The organism is Aestuariicoccus sp. MJ-SS9, assembly GCF_032586235.1.
Lineage (GTDB): Bacteria > Pseudomonadota > Alphaproteobacteria > Rhodobacterales > Rhodobacteraceae > Aestuariicoccus.
In genome coordinates, this window is sequence record NZ_JAWHTD010000006.1 from 152,943 (window position 1) to 172,426 (window position 19,484).

Sequence of the window (19,484 nt, forward strand, 5' to 3'; positions counted from 1 at the left end):
GCTCCTATTCGAGTCACTTTTTCGGATTGGACTGGATAGCGGTAAACAACTGGTAAGGATGTTCCACTTATGTTCGATTCACGGACAGAATCCCGGAGCCGCCATGCTGAACATCCTGACAACGCTCTTTACGAATGGAACCGAGCCGCAAGCGCGCCCTGAGACGGCGAATGATGCTGACGGCAGCGGTTTCGAAGAGGTTTTCGCAAATCTCTCAGCGCTTGTGGAAGTAGAAAACCCGGCCGATGGGAAGGCCGTGCCTTCCGACGTCCGCATTCTCGAAACCGGTTCCTCGCAGACACAGGTGCGGGTCGATGGCACTGAGTCGGTCGCACCTGCCGGTTCCGCGCCACCGGATGTCGCGACCGAACTGGCGGAAAACAACGTGCCTCCCCGACCGGACGCATCTTGGGGCGGCGACGAAGACGCCGAACCAAGGCAAGTGCTCATTGGTTCGACCGGAGCCGGCGCGGACGTTTCGGTGCAGCGCATGGCTGATCTTCCGGCAATGGAACGATCTGCTCCCCCCTCCGCGCCACATGCTGTTTTCAATCTGATCGAAGGGCGGTCAGACGCGTCCGGCGGCGACAACCGTGCGAACGGGTCCGTCATCGGCAAGACTGAAGGATCCGGGGTTGCCGTTTCTCTTGTCGTCCAAAACGTTCCCAAGGATCCCACGGCCAAGGCGCCGCCAAATCATAAAGTTGAACCGGCGATCATCCCGCCGGTTTCGCGCCGCGTCCTTCGCCCCGATGTGGCGGACGCGCCCGGGAGAATGACCGGCCTGCCGGCGGCGGTATCGCCCGCGGCCCAAGTCCCGCCTGCCCCGGCGGGGACGCGGCCGCCTGGAGCGGTCGTTCCCGATTTGCCGGTGTCCGCAGAAAGGCCGAAAGACACTGATCTTCTGCCGCATGACACCCGTCAGGAATTGACCCTCAGACCGTCGGTGTCGGTGCAGAAACGGTTGCAGAACACTGCTTCGGGGGGGGTGGTGGGTTCAGCTGTAACGGCCCGGAACGATCACGCGCCCGTAAACAGAGAGGGTCTTGCGATTTCGCCCAGCCCTCCCCCTGATGTCCGGGTGCCTCAAGCCGGCAAGGTTTCCACAGAACCGTCGGGCGATGACCACCTGCGCAGACCTCGTCTGGCGCCATCGGAGGTCGCGGGCTCATTATCCAACCGCTCAACCCTGCCGCTTCGGGCCGGAGGTACGACAGAAGAGCAAGTGCCGATCCGTGCCGACAAACCGATTGTCTCTGTGACCGCGGTGGAGAGCCGGATGAACGCCGGTATCGGGGCGCAGCCGGCATCTTTGGTTGCGCCGCCGGCGGTTCCGGACTTGCCGAAATCCGTGCCAGGTGTCGAACGGTCAGTTTCGAGGTCTATAGCGCGTGAGGTTTTTTCACCCCGGACCGGATTTGATTTGCCGACCGGTAATGCCCGCGATGTGGTGCCAACGGACATCAAGCCCTTAAAAGCGCCGCCTGCGCCTGTCGAGGCATTCGGGCGGGTGTCGAAATCCCCGATCCCGATGGCGCCTGACTGGGAAGGCGGGTCGCCAGCGGGGGGCACAACTTTCCAAAGCGACATGAAAAGCGATGCAACCTGGCGCATCCAATCCCGATCACCTTTGGATGGCATGCCCGTTGTGGCGGACAAACCCTTGCGGACGCGGGATGAACCGATGCACGACCGTCCCTCCCGGGGCGATCTTGCCACCCCACGACCGGGCGCCGCTTCCGCCCCGCGGCCTCAATCGCCTTCCAACGCAGTCTATCGAGCGCCACAGCCAGGCATTTATTTGGATTTTACCGAGCGATCTGTGCACCACGTCGTTTCGGACGTCGTCGGGCATGAGGGCGAGCTTTCTGCCGGGGCAGTGGGGCCCGATCCAAGGTTCGTGGCGTCGGCGGGCGGTACGGCAAACATTCAGGGACCAACCCACCGCCATGACCCCGTTGGCGTCGTTCGGCAGATTGCCGAGGCTGTGAGCCGAACACGGGACGCAGAGGTCGAGTTGCGATTGAATCCCTATGAACTCGGCCGCATCCGCATGAACATGACACCTCTGGAACAGGGGATCGTGGTGTCTGTCAGCGCCGAGCGGGCCGAGACGCTCGACCTGCTGCGCCGCAACATCGAGCAGCTGGCACGCGATTTGATGGACATGGGATACGACAACCCGACATTCGAATTCGCCGATGATGCTTCGGGGAGGGATAGGCCGTCTCGTGCGCCCTCCCTTTCCGAACCTGCCCCGATCGACACGGCCGCCGCCGAACAAAAGCCCGTCGGCAGCACCGACGGCGGCCTTGACCTCAGAATATAGGAGCCTTCGATGGAAATCGCCCAATCCCCGCCCCCCACGTCCAATGCCGCCAACGGCGGTCCGCAGACCGGGCAAAGCAAGTCTGCGATCAGCTCGGACTTCGAGACCTTTCTGCGAATGCTGACCGTTCAGATGCAGAACCAGGACCCGCTGAACCCGGTCGATTCGCAGGATTTCGCCGTGCAACTGGCCACATTCTCGACGGTCGAACAGGCCGTGGTGACAAACGATCTGCTTCGCGACATCGGCACACAGTTGAACGGTAACGTCATGCAGCAACTGGCCGGTTGGGTCGGGATGGAGGCGCTCGCGCGGGGCCCGGTCCGCTTCGAGGGCAGCCCGATCACCGTCCGTCCGGACTTTGCCGATGGGGCGGACCGTGCCGATCTGGTGGTGCGAAACGAGGCGGGCGAAGTGATGCAGCGAATCCCGATCGACCAGACGGAGGAAGTTGTCACATGGGCTGGTGTGGACGATCGCGGCACGCCGCTCCCTGACGGAGTCTACCGATTCGACGTCGAAAGCTTTGCCGAGGATACGCTGATCGAATCCAAGATTGCGGCGGTCTACAGCCGGATCGAAGAGGCCCGCGCCGAGGGCAATGACATTCTTCTGCGACTCTCGGATGGCGGCGAGGTTCTGTCCGATCTGGTCGGTGGAGTGCGCGCCGCTCAGCGCTGACCGTCAAAATATGTTCAGCTTGACGACCAAGAGCCCGATCAGAACCGCGCATGCTGCGCCGAACGCCCCCCAGATCACGCGATCCAGCCAGCGGTTGTAAGGCGCCGGGGGCGGCGTCTGCGACTGGCGGATCAGCGCGGCCTCGACCAAACCGGGAAGCCGCGGGCCATAGCGTGCCAGCACCAACGCGGTCTTGCCGAGATCGCGCGCAACGGCGCGCGGCCCCAGCGAGGTCTTGATATAATCCTCGACCACGGGCTGCGCGACCTTCCAGATATTCATCTTCGGGTTCAGCGACCGGGACACGCCCTCGACCACGACCATGGTGCGCTGCAAGAGAATCAGTTCGGTCCGGGTTTCCATCCCGAACCGTTCGGTGACCTCGAACAGATAAGTCAGCAGCTTGCCCATCGAGATGCGCGTCGCATCCATGCCGAAGATGGGCTCGCCCACGGCCCGCAGGGCGCGGGCGAATTCGTCGACATCGCGGTCGGGCGGGACATAGCCGGCCTCGAAATGCACCTCGGCGACGCGTTTGTAATCGCGTCGGATGAAGCCATAAAGGATCTCGGCATAGACCCGGCGGGTGTATTCGTCGATATGCCCCATGATCCCGAAATCATAGGCGATGATGTCGCCGTTCGGCGCCACCTTCAGGTTGCCCTGATGCATGTCGGCGTGAAAGAACCCGTCGCGCAAGGCGTGGTTGAGAAAGAGCTGCAGCACCCGCTCCGACAGCGCCACGCGGTCGTGGCCCGCCGCATCCAGCGCCGCGTTGTCGCCCAGGGCCGTGCCCTCGGCCCAGCCGAGCGTCATCACCCGGCGGCCGGACAGCATCCACTTGACCTCGGGCAGTTGAAAGCCCGCATCCTCGCGCGTGTTCGCCGCGAATTCACCTGCGGACGAGGATTCCAGCCGCAGGTCCAGCTCGCCCATGACGACGCCTTCGAAATGCGCGATCACATCCATCGGGCGCAGGCGGCGCGACGATGGTGACAGCCATTCGACCATCCTGGCGGCCAGATAGAAGGCGTCGATATCCTTGCGGAAGGCCTTTTCGATACCGGGCCGAAGCACCTTGACCGCGACGGTCTCGCCGGTCCCGGTCAGACGTGCCTTGTGCACTTGCGCGATCGAGGCGGCGGCGACGGGCTCGCTGAAATCCGAGAAGACTTCGTCAACCGGCTGACCGAGCTCTCGCGTTACCTCGGCCTTGGCGGCCTCGACGGGAAAGGGGGGCAGCTTGTCCTGCAGGATGCGCAGATGCTGGGCCATTTCGTCGCCCACCACGTCGGGACGGGTCGAAAGCACCTGACCGAACTTGATATAGGCGGGGCCGAGAGCGGTCAGGGCACGTGTCGCCGGCGGCATGGAAGGATCGCCCTCGAACCCCAGCCATTTGAACGGCCATCCCAGCACCCGGGCGGCGATCCGCAGCGGGCGCGGCGCGTCGAAGGCATCCAGCACGACGCCCATCGCGCCGGTACGTTCCAGCGTGGCGCCCGTGCGGACCAGCCGCCAGATGTTGTGTGGCCCGCGCACCTAGATCTTCCACCCCGAATGCAGGCAAGCGACGCCCATGGTCAGGTTCCGGTATTTGGCCTGTTCGAACCCTGCCGCGCGGATCATGCCCAGGAAAGTCTCCTGATCCGGGAAACGCCGAATCGATTCGACCAGGTACTGATAGCTGTCGCGGTCCCCGGCAATCACCTGGCCCATGCGCGGAATTATGTTGAAGGAATAAAGGTCATAGACCTTTTGCATCATCTCGTTGGGGATCTGGCTGAATTCCAGCACCATCAGCCGCCCGCCGGGGCGCAGCACCCGAAAGGCCTCGGCCAGAGCGTCCTGCGGGCGGGTGACGTTCCGGATGCCGAAGCTGATGGTGTAGACGTCGAAGGTATTGTCGGGGAAGGGAAGGGCCATCGCGTCGCCCACCACCCAGTCGAGACTGTCGGCCATCGCCCCCGCCTCGGCGCGCTTGCGGCCTTCGACCAGCATCGGCTCGGTCAGGTCCAGCACCGTTGCGTGGCCGTGCCCCGCGCGCTTGAGAAACCGGAACGAGATGTCGCCGGTGCCCCCCGCCACGTCCAGCAGCCGCTGACCGCTGCGTGGGGCCAGCCAATCCATCATCGCGTCTTTCCAGACCCGGTGGATGCCCAGCGACATCGCGTCGTTCATGACATCATATTTCGACGCGACCGAGTTAAAGACCCCCTGAACGCGCCCGGCCTTTTCGTCCTCGGGCACCTCGGAAAAGCCGAAATGCGTTGTTTTCGTGGTGTCTTCGGTCATGGGTCTTGTGGTTCCTTCGGTTGCAACACCTTATAGAGCCCGCGTGCGCCGATACAATGCGCCCCACCTGCAAGGACCGCCCCAAATGCCCGAATTGCCCGAAGTCGAGACAGTCCGTCGCGGTCTGACCCCGGCGATGGAGGGCGAGGTGATCGCCCGGGCCGACGTCAACCGGCCCGATTTGCGCTGGCCCTTCCCCGAGAACATGGCCGAGAGGCTGACGGGGAAACGGGTTCTGCGGCTGAGGCGGCGGTCGAAATACATCCTCGGCGATCTGTCCTCGGGCGAGACGCTGTTGATCCATCTGGGCATGTCCGGGCGGATGCTGATTTCGGGCGATCCGCTGGGGCAGTTCGTGCACGATCATCCCGCGCCGGAAAAGCACGACCATGTGGTGTTTCACATGGCCAACGGCGCCCGCGTCACCTTCAACGATCCCCGGCGTTTCGGCGCGATGGATCTGATGCCGACCGACGGGGCCGAGGCGCATCCGCTGCTGGCGGCGCTGGGGCCCGAACCGCTGGGGAACGCCTTCAGCGAATCGCATCTGGTGGCGGCGCTGAAGGGGCGCAACACGCCGGTGAAGTCCGCGCTGCTGGATCAGAAGATCGTCGCGGGATTGGGCAATATATATGTCTGCGAGTCGCTTTTTCGGGCCCGTATCCACCCCGCGCGCAAGGCCGGTCGCATTTCGGCGGCCCGCGCCGGGGCACTGGTTCCGATCATTCGCCAGGTGCTGACCGAGGCCATCGACGCAGGCGGGTCGAGCCTCAGGGATTTCCGCCAAGCCGATGGCGAACTTGGATATTTTCAGCACAATTTTGATGTGTACGGGCGTGAGGGCGCGCCCTGCAGGACCCCCGGATGCACCGACACCGTGCGCCGGATCGTGCAATCGGGGCGGTCGTCTTTCTATTGCCCGACCTGTCAAAGATAGCTTGAACCGCACGCGGCAGATGGTAAGGCTGGGCACCTGACGGAAACGACCGGAGCCTCTTGTCATGGCCTTTGAGACGATCATCGTCGAAGTAGAAGACCACGTCGCAACCATTAAACTGAATCGCCCCGATGCCCTGAACGCCCTGAACACCCAGCTTCTGGGCGAACTGGCCGAGGCGTTGAAAGAGGCCGATCGGAACGAAAAGGTGCGCTGCATTATCCTGACCGGCTCGTCCAAGGCCTTTGCCGCGGGCGCCGACATCAAGGAGATGTCGCAGAAGACCTTTGTCGACATGTTCATGACGGATTTCTTCGGCACAGAGGCCGACGCGATCAGCAAGGTGCGCAAGCCGATCATCGCGGCGGTGGCGGGATACGCGTTGGGCGGCGGCTGCGAGCTGGCGATGATGTGCGATTTCATCATCGCGGCGGACAATGCGAAATTCGGCCAGCCCGAGATCAACCTCGGCGTCGTGGCAGGAATCGGCGGAACTCAGCGTCTGACGCGGGTCGCCGGCAAGTCCAAATCGATGGACATGCACCTGACCGGCCGCTTTATGGAGGCTGACGAGGCCGAGCGCGCGGGGCTTGTCAGCCGCGTGGTGCCGGCCAAGCAGCTGATGGACGAGGCCCAGCAGGCCGCCGCGAAGATCGCCGAGAAATCGGTCCTGACCTCGATGGCGGTGAAAGAGGCGGTCAACCGCGCCTACGAGACGACCCTGAGCGAAGGGCTGCTCTTCGAACGGCGGCTGTTTCATTCGATGTTCGCCACCGAGGACCAGTCCGAGGGTATGTCGGCTTTCCTGGAGAAGCGCACGGCGCAGTTCCGCGACCGCTGAACCTGGGTCCATTTTGGGCTTTGCATCGCGGCGGAATCTGTCTATATGCCGCCCGATATGCGCGTGATGCCCGCTCTGGCAAGAATCGATCCGGCGGATTGGCCCGGTTCAGAGTGGCATTGCGCCGACCCAACATGAACCGACACAAGACGGGAACGATCACATGGCAAATTCGCCCCAGGCCAAGAAGCGCGCACGCCAGAACGAAAAGCGCTTCGCCATCAACAAGGCGCGCCGTTCGCGCATCCGCACCTTCCTTCGCAAGGTCGAAGAGGCGATCGCCTCTGGCGACAAGGACGCCGCAACCGTAGCCCTGCGCGCGGCCCAGCCCGAACTGATGCGTGGCGTCACCAAGGGCGTGTTCCACAAGAACACCGCATCGCGCAAAATGTCGCGTCTGGCCTCGCGGGTCAAAGCGCTCGGCTGACCGCCCTGCGATTTACGCACATTTTACGCTAGTGATGAAAGACACCACAACCTGTGGTGTCTTTTTTGCATTTTTGGCACGGTTTTCAGAGGCCAGAGATTCTTTTCCGCGATCATGCGAGTCAAGATCAAAGGTCAGTTGCCGGACATATTCAAAGGTTGATAGTTTCAGCCTGCGAGTCACATCGCCTTGGGGGGACAGGCAGGCAGATCAGACCCATTCTGCGTGGGGATGAAACGCTTTTCCGGCCTTGGTCGGAAGGAACGAAGTTACGTCTTCGGCCGGTCCATTTTTATTGCACGGAGCAGTCTGTGCACACGGTCAGCTTCGGGATGGGACGCCGAAGCCGTGTGTCAGGCGGATCCACGTTGGCGGGGATCCGTCAAACCTGCGTTTGCGGGGCTGAAAAGTTGTGCCAGGGGTTGTGACCGATGCGAGGCTGCTCTCGCTTGGGTATCGGTAAGGACGGAATGGGGACACATGACACAAGAGCAATGGGGCGCGTTGCAAGCAGGTTTGGAAAAGACGCTCGGGCAAAACAATTTCAAGACCTGGATCAAACCGCTTGAGTTCGGAGGCATGGACGGCTCTGTTGCCGTGATTCATGTGCCGACGAATTTTCTGGGGACCTATGTGTCGCAGAATTACGGCGACCTGCTGCTTAACAAGATCGCCGCGATCAACTCGGATGTCCGCCGCATTCAGTTCAAGGTCGCCAACGGCATCCAGCCGCAGACCCGTCCGCGCGCGGCCGCCGAACCGGCGCAGTCCAATGGCGATAGCCTGGTCAGCGCCCCGCTGGACCGTCGCTTTACTTTCGACACCTTCGTTGTCGGCAAGCCTAACGAACTGGCCCATGCCGCGGCGCGCCGCGTCGCCGAGGGCGGGCCGGTCACGTTCAACCCGCTCTTTCTTTATGGCGGCGTCGGGCTCGGCAAGACGCACCTGATGCACGCCATCGCCTGGGAACTGACCCAGCGCAATCCACACCTCAGCGTGCTTTATCTGTCCGCCGAACAATTCATGTACCGCTTCGTGCAGGCTCTGCGCGACCGCCGGATGATGGACTTCAAAGAGCTGTTCCGCTCGGTCGACGTGCTGATGGTCGACGACGTTCAGTTCATCGCAGGCAAGGACAGCACCCAGGAAGAGTTCTTTCACACGTTCAACGCCCTCGTGGACCAGAACAAGCAGATCATCATTTCCGCAGACCGTGCCCCGGACGAGATCAAGGACCTTGAGAACCGCATCCGCAGCCGTCTGCAATCGGGTCTGGTGGTCGATCTGCACCCCACCGATTACGAGCTGCGTCTGGGGATCCTGCAATCCAAGGTCGGCACCCAGAAGGCGCAATATCCCGATCTCGAGATTGACGACGGCGTTCTGGAATTTCTCGCGCATCGCATCTCGACCAACGTCCGTGTTCTTGAGGGCGCGCTGACCCGGCTATTCGCCTTTGCGTCGCTGGTCGGCAAGCCGATCAATCTGGAACTGACGCAGGATTGCCTGGCGGACGTGCTGCGCGCGTCGGACCGCAAGATCTCGATCGAGGAGATTCAGCGCAAGGTCGCGGATCACTACAACATCCGGCTGAGCGACATCATCGGGCCCAAGCGCCTGCGCGCCTTTGCGCGCCCGCGTCAGGTGGCGATGTATCTCTGCAAGCAGATGACCAGCCGGTCGCTGCCCGAGATCGGGCGTCGGTTCGGCGGGCGCGATCACACCACGGTCATGCACGGGGTCAGGCGGATCGAAGAGCTGCGGATGCAGGACGGTCAGATGGACGAAGACCTCGAACTGCTGCGCCGCGCGCTCGAAGCCTGAGTCCCGCGCACAACAGATGCCATCGGGGCCGCGGTCAGGCGGCCCCGGGCACTTGACGCCCTCGCGAAAGCGTCTCACAAAACCTTGAAAAACGGGCTTGGAGTGCATCGGGCAACCGGCTAGTCTGCCCGTCCGGATTGCGGAGGCATTGGCGATGAAGATCAGTATCGAACGGGGCGCGCTGCTTAGGGCCGTGTCCCAGGCGCAATCGGTGGTCGAACGGCGCAACACGATCCCGATCTTGGCCAACGTGCTGATCGAGGCCGAGGGCGACAGCGTCAGCTTTCGCGCCACCGATCTGGACATCGAGGTGCTGGACAAGGCCCCCGCACAGGTCGAGCGCGCCGGCGCGACGACCGTGTCCGCGGTCACGTTGCACGAAATCGTCCGCAAGCTGCCGGACGGGGCGCTGGTCAACCTGTCCGAAGACAGCGCGGCGGGCCGGCTGACGGTGGCGGCGGGGCGGTCGAATTTCTCGCTCGCGACGCTGCCGAAAGAGGATTTCCCGGTGATGGCCTCGTCGGAATATTCCTCGAATTTCTCGGCCAAGGCGACCGTTCTGCGGCGGCTCTTCGACAAGGCCAAGTTCGCGATTTCAAACGAGGAAACGCGTTATTACCTGAACGGCGTCTATATGCATGTGGCCGATGGCGAGGATGGCAAGGCGCTGCGCTGCGTGGCCACCGACGGCCACCGCCTGGCCCGGATCGACGCACCGCTGCCCGAGGGCGCCGAGGGCATGCCAGGCGTGATCGTGCCGCGCAAGACCGTGGGCGAGCTGCGCAAGCTGCTCGACGATGACGACATGCAGATCGCGGTGTCGGTGTCGGAAACCAAGGTGCGCTTTGCGACGCCCGATATCACCCTGACCTCGAAGGTGATCGACGGAACCTTCCCCGATTACACCCGCGTCATTCCGACAGGCAACACCCGCCGGATGGAGGTCGACGCGTCGGAATTCGCCAAGGCGGTGGACCGTGTGGCGACGGTGAGCTCGGAACGGTCGCGCGCGGTCAAGCTGGCGCTGGACGAGGACCGGCTGATCCTGTCGGTCAACGCCCCCGACAGCGGCGCCGCCGAAGAAGAGCTGGCCGTGGCCTATGGCGACGACGCGCTGGAGATCGGTTTCAACGCCAAATACCTGCTGGAAATCGCCAGCCAGGTGGACCGGGAAAACGCGGTGTTCCTGTTCAACTCGTCCGGTGACCCCACGCTGATGCGCGAAGGCAACGACACCAGCGCGGTCTATGTCGTCATGCCGATGCGGGTGTGACCGCGGACAGGAGCCTCCGGCGGGAGTATTTTTGCCAAGAAGAAGCAGGGGGAGGGCGCCATTGTACCTGTCGCACCTGACCCTGTCGCATTTCCGCTCGCATCTGCGGGCGCGGGTCGCGGTGGATGCGCGGCCGGTGGCGATCTATGGCCCGAACGGCGCAGGCAAGACCAACCTCATCGAGGCAGTGTCGCTGTTTTCGCCTGGCCGGGGGCTGCGTCGGGCGTCGGCGGCCGAAATGACGCGCCGGCCCGAGGCGCTGGGGTGGAAGATCACCGGCGAGGTGCATGGGGCGGACGGCGTGCACGAGGTGGCCTTTCAGTCCGAGGGCGGTGCGGCGCGGAGCGTTCAGATCGACGGCAAGGCGGCGTCGCAGACGGCGCTGGGGCGGATCGCGCGGGTGCTGTGGCTGATCCCGTCGATGGACCGGCTCTGGATCGAGGGAGCCGAGGGGCGGCGGAGGTTTCTGGACCGGATGACCCTGTCGTTTTTTCCCGATCACGCTCAGGCGGCGCTGGATTACGAGAAGGCCATGCGCGAGCGGAACCGGCTGCTGAAGGACCAGGTGCGCGACGCGCATTGGTATGCCGCGCTGGAGGCGCAGATGGCGCGCGCCGGGGCGGTGCTGCACGCCAACCGGAGCGCCGCGCTGGAGCGGCTCGCCCAGGCACAGGAAGGGGCGGAGACGCAGTTTCCCAGTGCCGAGCTCGATCTGGTGCAGACCGAGGGCACGATGCCCGAATCCGAGGCCGATCTGCGCGAGGCCTTGCAGGAAAGCCGGTTCCGCGATTTGGCTGCCGGGCGCACGCTGGTGGGCCCGCACCGGTCCGACATCCATGGCGTCTTTGCCGCCAAGGGGGTGCCTGCAGCCGATTGCTCGACCGGTGAGCAGAAGGCGCTCTTGATTTCGCTGATCCTGGCCAATGCCCGGGCCCTGGCGGCGGATATCGGCAGCGCGCCGATCCTGCTGCTCGATGAGGTCGCAGCACATCTGGACGCAGGCCGCCGCGCCGCGCTTTACGACGAGATCTGCGCGTTGGGGGCGCAGGCCTGGATGACGGGTACGGGGCCGGAATTGTTCGAGGATCTGGGCGCGCGCGCGCAGCGGATCGAGGTGACCGAGGAGGCCGGACAGTCAGTGGTGCATATGCGGGCGTAGGCCCCCCAAATCTTGTGCCATTTGCGTGACATCCCCTGCCGAAATGCCTATAAACACAGTCAAAATGACAAAGGATGACGGCATGTCCGATCCCGCAGGCAAACCCGAAGAATACGGCGCAGATTCCATCAAGGTTCTCAAGGGCTTGGAGGCAGTGCGCAAGCGCCCCGGCATGTATATCGGCGACACCGATGACGGGTCGGGTCTGCACCACATGGTCTACGAGGTCGTGGACAACGGCATCGACGAGGCGCTGGCCGGTCATGCCGACTTTGTTCGGGTGAAAATCCATGCCGACAATTCGGTGTCCGTGCGCGACAACGGGCGGGGCATTCCGGTCGACATCCACGAGGAAGAGGGCGTTTCGGCGGCCGAGGTCATCATGACCCAGCTGCACGCCGGCGGAAAATTCGACCAGAACAGCTATAAGGTGTCGGGCGGTCTGCACGGCGTCGGCGTGTCGGTGGTGAACGCACTTTCGGTCTGGCTGGAACTGCGCATCTGGCGCAACGGCAAGGAATATTACTGCAAGTTCAGCCATGGCGACACCGTCGAACACCTGCGCGAGGTTGGCGATGCGGACGGCGAGCAGGGCACCGAGGTGCGGTTTCTCGCCTCGACCGGCACGTTCAGCAACCTAGATTTCGACTTCCACACGCTGGAAAAGCGCCTGCGCGAGCTCGCGTTCCTGAACTCCGGCGTGCGCATCATTCTCGTGGACGAACGCCCCGCCGAGCCGCTGAAGACCGAGCTGTTCTTCGAAGGCGGCGTGCGCGAATTCGTCAAATACCTCGACCGGTCCAAGCAGCCGGTCATGCCCGAGCCGATCTACATGATCGGCGAGCGTGACGGGATCGGTGTGGAAATCGCCATGTGGTGGAATGACAGCTATCACGAAACCGTCCTGCCCTTTACCAACAACATCCCGCAGCGCGACGGCGGCACGCATATGGCGGGCTTTCGCGGCGCGTTGACCCGCACGATCAACAGCTACGCCCAGTCGAGCGGCATCGCGAAGAAGGAGAAGGTCAGCTTTACCGGCGACGATGCGCGCGAGGGGCTGACCTGCGTGCTGTCGGTCAAGGTGCCCGATCCGAAATTCTCGAGCCAGACCAAGGACAAGCTGGTTTCCTCCGAGGTGCGACCGGCGGTCGAAAGCCTGATGAACGAAAAGCTGGCCGAGTGGTTCGAAGAGAACCCGAACGAGGCCAAGGTCATCGTCGGCAAGATCATCGAGGCCGCGCTGGCCCGCGAGGCCGCCCGCAAGGCGCGCGAGCTGACCCGGCGCAAGAACCCGATGGACATCAATTTCCTGGCCAGCAAGCTCAAGGATTGTTCCAACAAGGACCCCTCAAAGACCGAGCTTTTCCTGGTCGAGGGCGACAGCGCCGGCGGTTCGGCCCAGACCGGGCGCGACCGCAGCACCCAGGCCATTCTGCCGCTCAAGGGCAAGATCCTGAACGTCGAGCGGGCGCGCTTCGACCGGATGCTCGCCAGCCAGGAAATCGGAAACCTGGTGATGGCGCTGGGCACCGGGATCGGTCGGGATGAATTCAACATCGCCAAGCTGCGCTATCACAAGATCATCATCATGACCGACGCCGACGTCGACGGCGCGCATATCCGGACGCTCTTGCTGACGTTCTTCTACCGGCAGATGCCCGAGCTGATCGAGAACGGCCATCTCTACATCGCGCAGCCGCCGCTTTACAAAGTCAGCCGGGGCAAGTCCGAGGTCTATCTAAAAGACCAGGCCGCGATGGACGATTACCTGATCCAGCAAGGGATCGAGGGCGCGCGGCTGAAGCAGGGCAACGGCGAAGAGATCATCGGCCAGGATCTGGCCCGCGTCGTCGACGAGGCGCGCCAGCTGAAACGCGTGCTGGACGCGTTCCCGACGCACTACCCCCGTCACATCTTGGAACAGGCGGCGATTGCCGGGGCCTTCGTTCCGGGCGCGGTGGATGCGGACCTGCAAGGCGTGGCCGACAAGGTGGCCGAGCGGCTGGATCAGATCGCGCTGGAATACGAGCGCGGCTGGACCGGGCGCATCACTCAGGATCGCGGCATCCGTCTGGCACGGATCCTGCGCGGCGTCGAAGAGGTGCGCACGCTGGACGGCCCCATGCTCCGCTCGGGCGAGGCGCGCAAAACCGGCAGTTTCACGCAAAGCCTTCAGGCGGTCTATAATCTGCCTGCCACGCTGGAACGCCGCGACCGCAGCCAGTTGATCCACGGGCCGCTCGACCTGCTGGAGGCCATTCTGGAAGAGGGCGAAAAGGGCCTGTCGCTGCAGCGCTACAAGGGACTGGGCGAGATGAACCCGGGCCAGCTTTGGGAAACCACGCTGGACCCCAACGCGCGGACCCTGCTGCGGGTGGACATCGACGACATGACCGAGGCGGACGATCTGTTTACCAAGCTGATGGGCGACGTGGTCGAACCGCGCCGCGAGTTCATCCAGCAAAACGCGCTGAGCGTCGAGAATCTCGATTTCTGATCGCGGTCAGCCCTGCCAGTCGGCAGGGCCGATGCGATGTTTTTTAAGCCGCGAATAAAAGGTCGTCGTCGGCACGCCCAGCAATTCCGCGGCGCCGCCGGGGCCCGAGACGCGGCCGTGCGTGTCTTTCAGGCAGGCGATCAGGTTGGCACGGATCTCTTGCTGAATCTCGGCCTCTGTCTTGACGTTGGGGTTGCTTGACAGGGCCTCGGGTCGCGACTCGCCGATCTCGACGATCAGCTTGCCACTTTGTGATACGATTGCCGCGCGCTCGATCACGTTGCGCAATTCGCGCACGTTGCCGGGCCAGGAATAGGCCAGCAGCCGCTGCATGACGCCTTCGGTGATGATCGGCTTGCGTCGGTTCAGGCGTTTGCAGGCCATGTCGAGCATATGCGCCGTCAGTTCGGGAATGTCCTCGTGCCGTTCGCGCAGCGGGTGGCAAAGGATCGGAAAGACGTTGAGCGCCAGATAGAGGTCGTCCCGCATCTGCCCCGCGCTGACCGCGCGTTCCAGATTGGTGGTCGAGGCGGCGATCACGCGGATGTCGATATGGCGCGCGCGGGTGTCGCCCAGCCGCGTCACCTCGCGGGTCTGAAGCGCGTTCAAAAGCCGCCCCTGCTGGTCCAGCGGCAGTTCCTCGACATCGTCGAGAAACAGCGTGCCGCCATGCGCCAGTTCCAGCTTGCCGGGCTTGTCGCGCAAAGCGCCCTGAAAAGCCCCCCGCATCTGGCCGAAAAGCTCGGCCTCGATCGCATCGGGCGACACCGAGCTGCATTTGAAATGGATCAGCGGACGGCGGCGGCGCGGGCTTTCGTTGTGAATGGCCGTCGCCACCAGCGCCTTGCCGGTGCCGGTTTCGCCGGAAATCAGGACCGTCGCCTCGGTCTGCGCCACCAGGTCGATCTTGGCCAGAACCTGCCGGATCGACGGGCTGGACCCGATGATGTCGTGATGCGCGCGTTCGGATGTGATCTGTTCCTGCAGATAGGCGTTTTCCTGTTCCAGCCGGTCGCGCAGATCGGCGACCTGCTCCATCGCCTCGCGCAGCTTGCGCTCGCTTTCCTTGCGCTCGGTGATGTCGCGAAAGATCACCACGGCCCCGGCCAGCACCTTTTGATCGTAGATCGGGGTCGACACATATTCGACCTGGATCGGCTTGCCGTCCTTGCGCCAGAACACCTCGTTCTCGATGCGGTTGACCTGCTCGAAGCGGAAGGACCGGTAGATCGGGCAATCGTGCGACGGGTAGATCTCGCCGCTCAGATGGTGGTGGTGGATCATCGAATGGATGTCGCGGCCCAGCAGATCCTCGGTCGTCCAGCCCAGCATTTCCTGCGCGGCGCGGTTGACGAAGGTGGTCTTGCCCTCGGCGTTGACGCCGTAGATGCCCTCGCCGGCTGCGTTCAGGATCAGCTGGTTCTGGCGTTCGAGTTCGGCAAAGAAGCTTTCCGCGCGCTTCCATTCGGTCAGCCCGGCGCGCTGCAGATCCGAGGCCTCGGCCAGCCGCGTGCGGCGGTCGAGCGCGTCGAGGTCGAGAAAGGTCAGCACCAAAAGACCGGTCTGATCGGGCACCGGACGGCCGCTGATCTCGAGCTTCAGCGGCTCGCCGGCGCCGTCGCGCATCGCGACGCCCCGGGTCCAGCCGGTGCCACGGTGGTCGATTTCCTCGACGAAGACGACGAAATCGGGCAGCGCCTTTCCCAGCAGCGCGGAAAACCGCGGCGGGTCCTCTGGGTCGATGCCGAACAGCTGTGCGGCCTCGTCGTTCATGGTGACGATCCGGTCGTCGGCGGTGTCCAGCAGCAGCGCGGCCTGCGGCAGCGCGACCAAAAGGGAATCGGGGGCGGTGATCCTGTCCAGCATGAGGTCACATTAACCGCTGCGCCGCAGCATAGGCTAACGAAATTTCGTAAGTTACGAAAAATCATAATTCTCGTTCTGCGCTAACAAGTATTAAATATATGAAAAATATACCAAATAAAGCTTTGCTCAAATTTTATGCGCACGCATTCCTAAACCCGCCGTCTCCCCTCATTCTGGCTTGGCAAAGACCGAGAGGGGAAGAAACATGACTATCAAGAGCTTGGGAAACCCGTTTTCCGACAAGACCGATCTGCGCCACGGCGCAGAGTGCGGATGCGACAGCTGTTCGGGTGTGTCCGCTGACAAAAGCCATGCGGCGGAAACGCAGATGTCCTCCGATGAGATGCTCGAGCGGGCGGTCGAAAGCGCCGTCGTGCGCTCGGTCTTCGGACACAGCGACATCGGCCGCCGGTCCTTTATGGGGATGCTTGGCGGTGGCACCGTGGCCGCTGCGCTGGCGTCGGTCTTTCCGATGGATCAGGCCAAGGCCGCGATCCTTGACAACCTCGGTGCCCCGGAAAAGACCGATCTGAACATCGGCTTCGTCCCGATCACCTGCGCCACGCCGATCATCATGGCGCAGCCGATGGGCTTTTATGAGCGTTACGGCCTGAACGCGCAGGTCATCAAGACCGCAGGTTGGGCCGTGGCCCGCGACAAGTCGCTGTCGGGCGAATACGACGCCAGCCACATGCTGACGCCCATGCCGCTGGCGATGACGCTGGGCGCCGGGTCGGTCGCAGAGCCCTACATCATGCCCGCCGTGGAAAACATCAACGGCCAGGCCATCGTTCTGTCGAACGAGCATCTGGACAAGCGCGACCCCAAGCAGTGGAAGGGTTTCACCTTCGGCGTGCCGTTCGAATACTCGATGCACAATTTCCTGCTGCGCTACTACGTCGCCGAATTCGGGCTCGACCCGGATGTCGACATCCAGATCCGCGTGGTTCCGCCGCCCGAGATGGTCGCCAACCTGCGCGCCGGCAACCTCGACGGTTATCTGTCGCCCGACCCGTTCAACCAGCGCGCGGTCTGGGAAGGCATCGGCTTTATCCACACGCTGACCAAGGACATCTGGGAGGGTCACCCCTGCTGCGCCTTCGCCGCGCCGCTCAGCTTTGCCGAAGAGCTGCCCAACACCTATGGCGCGCTGCTGAAGTCGATCATCGACGCGACGCAATACGCCTCGAACCCCGACAACCGCAAGGAAATCAGCGCCGCCATCGCGCCGACCAACTATCTCAACCAACCGGTCCCGGTGATCGAGCAGGTTCTGACCGGCACCTATGCGGACGGGCTGGGCGAGGTGCAGCGCGTGCCCGACCGGATCGACTTCGACCCGTTCCCCTGGCACTCGATGGGCGTCTGGATCCTGACCCAGATGAAGCGCTGGGGCTATATCGAGAACGACATCGACTACAGGGCTGTGGCCGAGCAGGTCTACCTGGCCGCCGACGCCAAGAAGGTCATGAACGATCTGGGCTATGACGCGCCCGACGTGACCTACAAGTCGCACACGATCATGGGCAAGACCTTCGATCCTGCGCAGCCCGAGGCCTATGTCAAAAGCTTCGCCATCGGAAAGGGTTGATCCATGTTGGACAACCTTTCGGTAAACCAGCGCGCGGCGATCCTGTCGATTGTCATGCTGGTGGTCGGCCTCCTGATCTGGGAGGCCGCCATTCCCGCCCAGAAAGCCGCCGGAGAGCTGACGGAATATGAACGCCTGACCGGCGGCGGTGCGCCTAAGGCCGGCGTGCCGCCCCCAAGCCAGGTGATCGCCAAGGCGTGGGAGCAGCTCAGCGACCCGTTCTATGACGCCGGGCCCAACGACAAGGGCATCGGCATTCAGATCGGCTATTCGATCTACCGGGTGCTGTCGGGCTATATCATGGCCGCGCTGGTCGCGATCCCTCTGGGGTTCCTGATCGGGATGAGCCAGGTCGCCTACAAGGCGTTCAACCCGTTCATCCAGGTGCTGCGCCCGATCTCGCCGCTGGCGTGGATGCCGCTGGCGCTGTTCATCATCCAGGATTCCGAGGCCTCGGCGATCTTCGTGATCTTCATATGCTCGATCTGGCCCATGCTGCTGAATACCGCCTTTGGCGTGGCCGGGGTCCGCGAGGATTGGGTCAACGTCGCCCGCACCCATGAACTGGGGCCGCTGAAGACCGCCTTCACAGTCATCCTGCCCGCCGCCGCGCCCACCATCATCACGGGGATGCGGATCTCGATCGGGATCGCCTGGCTGGTGATCGTCGCGGCCGAGATGCTCGTCGGGGGCACGGGGATCGGCTACTACGTCTGGAACGAGTGGAACAATCTCGATCTGACCTCCGTAATCTTCTCGATCCTCATGATCGGCGTCGTCGGCATGATCCTGGATGCGGCCTTTGGCTTTCTCCAGCGCGCCGTCGCATACGCAGAATAAGGAGCAGACCCATGTCCAAACCGTTTCTCAGCGTCGAACGTCTGACGCAGCAATTCCCGGATGGCCAGGGTGGCACCTTGACCGTGTTCGAAGACGCCACCTTCGGGATCGAAAAGGGCGAATTCGTCTGCATCCTCGGGCATTCCGGCTGCGGCAAGTCGACGATCATGAACATCCTCGCCGGGCTGGCAGAGCCCACGTCCGGCGTGGTCAAGATGGACGGGTACGAGGTGTCGGGCCCGTCGCTCGACCGGGGTGTCGTGTTCCAGAACTATTCGCTGCTGCCGTGGCTGTCGGCGCTCAAGAACGTCATCTTCGGCGTCAAGGCGCGCGAGCCCGGCTGGTCCAAGGCCAAGGTCGAGGAACACGCACGCGAATATCTGGCCATGGTCGGGCTCGAGGGTGACGTGGTGCACCGCAAGCCCAGCCAGCTGTCGGGCGGGATGCGCCAGCGCGTGTCCATCGCGCGGGCCTTCGCCAACCACCCCAAGCTTTTGCTGCTGGACGAACCCTTCGGCGCGCTCGACGCGCTGACCCGGGGCACGATCCAGGATGAGCTATTGAAGATCTGGGGCGGGACCGAGCAGACGGTGTTCATGATCACCCATGACATCGACGAGGCGATCCTGCTCGCCGATCGCATTCTGCTGATGACCAACGGGCCCTTCGCCCGCGTGGCGGAATCGGTCGAGATCACGATCCCCCGCCCGCGCAACCGCACCGAGATCGTCGAGCATCCCAACTATTATGCGATCCGCAACCATCTGGTGCAGTTCCTGGGCCAGCGCTCCAAGGAAATGGCCGGGCAATCCTCGGGCGGCGAACCGCAAAGCCCCGAGACCGTGCGCATCGACAAGACCGCACCGGCGCAGGTCGACGACGAACCGAAAGAGCCGCGGCTGCGCGCCGTCAACGATTGAG

15 protein-coding genes are annotated in these 19,484 nt (G+C 63.4%); 12 read left to right on the forward strand and 3 right to left on the reverse strand.

The window, feature by feature from the left end:
• Positions 1–103: 103 nt before the first annotated feature.
• Together RXV88_RS06800 and RXV88_RS06805 are read left to right on the forward strand one after the other, a co-directional pair.
• Complete coding sequence (locus tag RXV88_RS06800) at positions 104–2,329, forward strand: flagellar hook-length control protein FliK (protein WP_316291406.1); 2,226 nt, start codon at positions 104–106, stop codon at positions 2,327–2,329.
• 9 nt (positions 2,330–2,338) lie between these two features.
• Positions 2,339–3,010: a flagellar hook capping FlgD N-terminal domain-containing protein gene (locus tag RXV88_RS06805; protein ID WP_316291407.1), complete on the forward strand. Its 672-nt coding sequence runs from the start codon at positions 2,339–2,341 to the stop codon at positions 3,008–3,010.
• 3 nt (positions 3,011–3,013) lie between these two features.
• On the opposite strand, the gene ubiB is transcribed toward RXV88_RS06805, so the two are convergent.
• Positions 3,014–4,552, reverse strand: a complete 1,539-nt coding sequence (gene ubiB, locus RXV88_RS06810; RefSeq protein WP_316291408.1) for a 2-polyprenylphenol 6-hydroxylase — start codon at positions 4,550–4,552, stop codon at positions 3,014–3,016.
• A complete protein-coding gene (ubiE, locus tag RXV88_RS06815; RefSeq protein WP_316291411.1) occupies positions 4,553–5,305 on the reverse strand; it encodes a bifunctional demethylmenaquinone methyltransferase/2-methoxy-6-polyprenyl-1,4-benzoquinol methylase UbiE in 753 nt (250 codons plus the stop codon). It lies immediately after the preceding gene.
• 85 nt (positions 5,306–5,390) lie between these two features.
• Between ubiE and mutM the strand changes: the two genes are divergently transcribed.
• The 7 genes from mutM (at position 5,391) to gyrB (ending at position 14,266) form a co-directional block, all read left to right on the forward strand.
• Positions 5,391–6,242 carry a bifunctional DNA-formamidopyrimidine glycosylase/DNA-(apurinic or apyrimidinic site) lyase gene (gene mutM / locus RXV88_RS06820; protein ID WP_316291412.1) on the forward strand — a complete coding sequence of 284 codons (852 nt, stop codon included), beginning with the start codon at positions 5,391–5,393 and terminating at the stop codon, positions 6,240–6,242.
• 64 nt (positions 6,243–6,306) lie between these two features.
• Positions 6,307–7,083 carry an enoyl-CoA hydratase gene (locus RXV88_RS06825; protein WP_316291413.1) on the forward strand — a complete coding sequence of 259 codons (777 nt, stop codon included), beginning with the start codon at positions 6,307–6,309 and terminating at the stop codon, positions 7,081–7,083.
• A gap of 163 nt (positions 7,084–7,246) precedes the next feature.
• Positions 7,247–7,510, forward strand: a complete 264-nt coding sequence (gene rpsT, locus RXV88_RS06830; protein WP_316291415.1) for a 30S ribosomal protein S20 — start codon at positions 7,247–7,249, stop codon at positions 7,508–7,510.
• A 480-nt stretch (positions 7,511–7,990) separates the two neighbouring features.
• Positions 7,991–9,334, forward strand: coding sequence for a chromosomal replication initiator protein DnaA (gene dnaA, locus RXV88_RS06835; RefSeq protein ID WP_316291418.1), 1,344 nt, complete (start codon positions 7,991–7,993; stop codon positions 9,332–9,334).
• Positions 9,335–9,488: 154 nt separating this feature from the next.
• The gene (dnaN, locus tag RXV88_RS06840) at positions 9,489–10,607 is read left to right on the forward strand and encodes a DNA polymerase III subunit beta (RefSeq protein ID WP_316291419.1); all 1,119 of its coding nucleotides are present in this window, start codon (positions 9,489–9,491) and stop codon (positions 10,605–10,607) included.
• A 61-nt stretch (positions 10,608–10,668) separates the two neighbouring features.
• Entirely contained in the window at positions 10,669–11,766 is a 1,098-nt protein-coding gene (gene recF, locus RXV88_RS06845; protein WP_316291421.1) for a DNA replication/repair protein RecF, read from the forward strand.
• Between the two features lie 82 nt (positions 11,767–11,848).
• The gene (gene gyrB / locus RXV88_RS06850; protein WP_316291422.1) at positions 11,849–14,266 is read left to right on the forward strand and encodes a DNA topoisomerase (ATP-hydrolyzing) subunit B; all 2,418 of its coding nucleotides are present in this window, start codon (positions 11,849–11,851) and stop codon (positions 14,264–14,266) included.
• Between the two features lie 6 nt (positions 14,267–14,272).
• Here the strand turns inward: gyrB and RXV88_RS06855 are convergent, their stop codons facing one another.
• On the reverse strand, positions 14,273–16,132 hold the full coding sequence (locus tag RXV88_RS06855) for a sigma 54-interacting transcriptional regulator (RefSeq protein WP_316291423.1): 1,860 nt from the start codon (positions 16,130–16,132) through the stop codon (positions 14,273–14,275).
• 205 nt (positions 16,133–16,337) lie between these two features.
• Between RXV88_RS06855 and RXV88_RS06860 the strand changes: the two genes are divergently transcribed.
• The 3 genes from RXV88_RS06860 to RXV88_RS06870 are packed head-to-tail and all read left to right on the forward strand — an operon-like array spanning position 16,338 to position 19,483.
• Complete coding sequence (locus tag RXV88_RS06860; RefSeq protein ID WP_316291424.1) at positions 16,338–17,723, forward strand: CmpA/NrtA family ABC transporter substrate-binding protein; 1,386 nt, start codon at positions 16,338–16,340, stop codon at positions 17,721–17,723.
• Between the two features lie 3 nt (positions 17,724–17,726).
• Positions 17,727–18,563, forward strand: coding sequence for a nitrate ABC transporter permease (ntrB, locus tag RXV88_RS06865; RefSeq protein ID WP_316291426.1), 837 nt, complete (start codon positions 17,727–17,729; stop codon positions 18,561–18,563).
• A gap of 11 nt (positions 18,564–18,574) precedes the next feature.
• Positions 18,575–19,483: an ABC transporter ATP-binding protein gene (locus RXV88_RS06870; protein ID WP_316291428.1), complete on the forward strand. Its 909-nt coding sequence runs from the start codon at positions 18,575–18,577 to the stop codon at positions 19,481–19,483.
• Position 19,484: the final 1 nt, after the last annotated feature.

Coding starts and splice junctions, on each gene's coding strand:
- RXV88_RS06825 (WP_316291413.1), top strand. CDS start 6,307: ATGGCCTTTGAGACGATCATCGTCGAAGTAGAAGACCACGTCGCAACC.
- RXV88_RS06860 (WP_316291424.1), top strand. CDS start 16,338: ATGACTATCAAGAGCTTGGGAAACCCGTTTTCCGACAAGACCGATCTG.
- dnaN (WP_316291419.1), top strand. CDS start 9,489: ATGAAGATCAGTATCGAACGGGGCGCGCTGCTTAGGGCCGTGTCCCAG.
- rpsT (WP_316291415.1), top strand. CDS start 7,247: ATGGCAAATTCGCCCCAGGCCAAGAAGCGCGCACGCCAGAACGAAAAG.
- ntrB (WP_316291426.1), top strand. CDS start 17,727: ATGTTGGACAACCTTTCGGTAAACCAGCGCGCGGCGATCCTGTCGATT.
- RXV88_RS06800 (WP_316291406.1), top strand. CDS start 104: ATGCTGAACATCCTGACAACGCTCTTTACGAATGGAACCGAGCCGCAA.
- RXV88_RS06855 (WP_316291423.1), bottom strand. CDS start 16,132: ATGCTGGACAGGATCACCGCCCCCGATTCCCTTTTGGTCGCGCTGCCG.
- RXV88_RS06805 (WP_316291407.1), top strand. CDS start 2,339: ATGGAAATCGCCCAATCCCCGCCCCCCACGTCCAATGCCGCCAACGGC.
- RXV88_RS06870 (WP_316291428.1), top strand. CDS start 18,575: ATGTCCAAACCGTTTCTCAGCGTCGAACGTCTGACGCAGCAATTCCCG.
- mutM (WP_316291412.1), top strand. CDS start 5,391: ATGCCCGAATTGCCCGAAGTCGAGACAGTCCGTCGCGGTCTGACCCCG.
- dnaA (WP_316291418.1), top strand. CDS start 7,991: ATGACACAAGAGCAATGGGGCGCGTTGCAAGCAGGTTTGGAAAAGACG.
- ubiE (WP_316291411.1), bottom strand. CDS start 5,305: ATGACCGAAGACACCACGAAAACAACGCATTTCGGCTTTTCCGAGGTG.
- gyrB (WP_316291422.1), top strand. CDS start 11,849: ATGTCCGATCCCGCAGGCAAACCCGAAGAATACGGCGCAGATTCCATC.